Source organism: Acidovorax sp. KPB24-07, from assembly GCF_057543315.1.
In genome coordinates this window covers 1-2,753 of the sequence record NZ_BAAJYS010000426.1, presented here as the reverse complement: position 1 = coordinate 2,753, position 2,753 = coordinate 1, and the positions used below count along the sequence as shown (strand labels likewise).

Here is a 2,753-nt window from a genome sequence, read left to right as displayed (position 1 = left end):
AACGCCGCGGTGGAAGCGGCCCGCGCGGGTGAGCAAGGGCGCGGCTTCGCGGTGGTGGCCAGCGAGGTGCGGTCGCTCGCGGGGCGCTCGGCGGAGGCCGCCAAGGAGATCAAGGCGATGATCGAAGCCAGCGTGTCGCGCGTGAGCACCGGCAGCGATCTCGTGGCCCAGGCCGGACGCACCATGGACGAGGTGGTGGCGCAGGTCACACAGGTGTCCACGCTGCTGTCGGAGATCAGTGCGGCCAGCGCCGAGCAATCGAGCGGCATCAACCAAGTGGGCGATGCGGTGCAGCAACTGGACCAGGTCACGCAGCAGAATGCCGCGCTGGTGGAGGAGAGCGCCGCTGCGGCCGACAGCCTGAAGTTCCAGGCCGAATCGCTTTCGCGCATGGTGGCCCAGTTCCGCCTGCCGGGCGACACCGATGCCGGCACGGCCGGAACCCCGGCAACCCCCGTCCGCAGCAGCAGCCGCACTGGCGCACTGCCGGCGCCCGCGCAGCGGCTGGTCGGCTCGTCGGGCGCCTACTGAACCAGCCCGCAACCGGAGATCAGAGCCCGAGCTCGCGCACCTGGAAGTAATCCCGGGCCAGGTCCAGCCAGGCGCGCGCCGCGGGCGTGTGCGGCACGCCGCGGCGCCAGGCCAGCGTGTAGTGCCAGATGGAGGGCAGATCGTCCACATCGAGATAGCGCACGCCGGGGTGCTTGCTCCAGCGCGTGATGGCGCGCGGCAGCAGCATCACGCCCAGTTGCTGCGCCACCAGTTGCACGATGAAATCGACCTGCCCCGTGCCCATCACCGACACGCGGGGTCGCACGCCCTGCCGCGCACAGGCCTGCAGCAGGGCCTGGTTCACGGTGGTGCCCTCCTCGAACAGGATGAGCGGCCATTGCGCCAGGTCCGCGAGCGAAATGCGCGTGGTGCCGGCGGGCACGAAGGCCTGCGGCACCAGGGCCACCACGGGCTCGGTGCGCACATGCTGCCAGTCGAAGTCGTGCGCGGCGGGCGCCACCAGGGCCGCCAGATCCACCTCGCCCGCCCGCAGCTGCGCTTCCAGCCGGTCGAGCGGCTCGACCACGATGGCCACGTCGATGGCGGGAAAGCGCTGCCGGAACTCGGTGAACAGCCCCGCGTAGTACGCGCTGGTACCCATGCGGGGAAAGCCGATGCGCAGGCTGCCGCGCTGGACCTGCTGCATTTCCGCCAGCTCGCCCTCCAGCCCGCGCATCTCATGCAGGATGTTCACCGCGCGGCGAAGCAGCAGGTTGCCGGCGGCAGTGAGGCCCTTGCCACGGCCCGAACGAGCGAGCAATTGCACGCCCATTTCGGATTCGAGGCCCTTCATCGCCTTGCTGACCGCCGACTGCGTGGCGCACACCACCTTGGCCGCTTCGGCGAAGCTGCCGTGTTTGGCGATTTCCACGAAAAGGCGAAGGGTCTTGATGTCCATGGGAGTGGGTGGGCGCGAGAGGACACGAGAACAATGACCATACAAGCAAATACCGCCCCGTCACAGCGCCTTGGCCAGCATAAAGGCACGCGCACGCCCCGCGCTACCCCCAAAGGCAAAAGCCCGGCATCGCATGGCGAAGCCGGGCAGCGGGGCGATGCCACCGGGGTATCGATTGTGATCAAACAGGCTTGCAGCGCATATCCTACTAGGGCATATTGCTCATATTTTTATAGCAAAACACCCCGCCATATTCTCAGGAAGCCAGGGCCCGCATCTCCGCAATCAGGTCGGACTTGCCCTCGAACCCGATGCCCGGCAACGGTGGCAACGTGACGTAACCGTTTTCGACCTTCACGCCGTCCGGGAAGCCGCCATAGGGCTGGAACAGGTCGGGGTAGCTCTCGTTGCCGCCCAGGCCCAGGCCCGCGGCGATGGCCAGCGACATCTGGTGGCCGCCGTGGGGGATGCAGCGGCTGGGGGACCAGCCATGGTCCTTGAGCATGTCCAGCGTGCGCAGGTATTCCACCAGCCCGTAGCTCAAAGCGCAGTCGAACTGCAGCCAGTCGCGGTCCTTGTGCATGCCGCCGTGGCGGATGAGGTTGCGCGCGTCCTGCATCGAAAACAGGTTCTCGCCCGTGGCCATGGGGCCTTGGTACACCTCGCCCAGCCTGGCCTGCAGTTCGTAGTCGAGCGGGTCGCCGGCCTCTTCGTACCAGAACAGCGGGTACTGCGACAGGGCGCGGCCGTAGTCGATGGCGGTCGGCAGGTCGAACCGGCCGTTGGCATCCACCGCCAGCTGCTGGCCCGGGCCGAGGATCTTGAGCACCGACTCGATGCGCTCGCAGTCGTCGGCCAGCGAGGCCCCGCCGATCTTCATCTTGACCACCGAATAGCCGCGCGCCAGGTAGCTCTCCATTTCCTTGCGGAGGCCGTCCAGCCCCTTGCCGGGGTAGTAGTAGCCGCCGGCGGCATACACGAAGACGCGGGGGTCGGGCGTGCCGTTGCCGTAGCGTTCGGCCAGCAGCTGGTAGAGCGGCTGGCCGGCGATCTTGGCCACCGCGTCCCACACGGCCATGTCGATGGTGCCCACGGCCACCGAGCGCTCGCCGTGGCCGCCGGGCTTTTCGTTGATCATCATGCGGGCCCAGACCTTGTGCGGGTCGAGGTTCTCGCCAGTGCCGTCCACCAGCGTGGCGGGTTCGGCTTCGAGCACGCGGGGGATGAAGCGGTCGCGCATCAGCGCGCCCTGGCCGTAGCGGCCGTTGGAATTGAAGCCGTAGCCGATCACCGGCTTGCCGTC

At 68.1% G+C, this 2,753-nt stretch carries 3 protein-coding genes; 1 reads left to right on the top strand and 2 read right to left on the bottom strand.

What is annotated here, in order from left to right; all coding sequences use genetic code 11:
• Nucleotides 1–531, top strand: a 531-nt coding sequence (locus AC27IQ_RS22055) for a methyl-accepting chemotaxis protein (RefSeq protein WP_487090802.1), incomplete at its 5' end; no start/stop codon positions are given.
• Between the two features lie 19 nt (nucleotides 532–550).
• Here the strand turns inward: AC27IQ_RS22055 and AC27IQ_RS22050 are convergent.
• Complete coding sequence (locus tag AC27IQ_RS22050; protein WP_487090801.1) at nucleotides 551–1,450, bottom strand: LysR substrate-binding domain-containing protein; 900 nt, start codon at nucleotides 1,448–1,450, stop codon at nucleotides 551–553.
• A 256-nt stretch (nucleotides 1,451–1,706) separates the two neighbouring features.
• Nucleotides 1,707–2,753: mandelate racemase/muconate lactonizing enzyme family protein (locus AC27IQ_RS22045; protein WP_487090800.1), on the bottom strand; the 1,047-nt coding region annotated here is incomplete at its 5' end.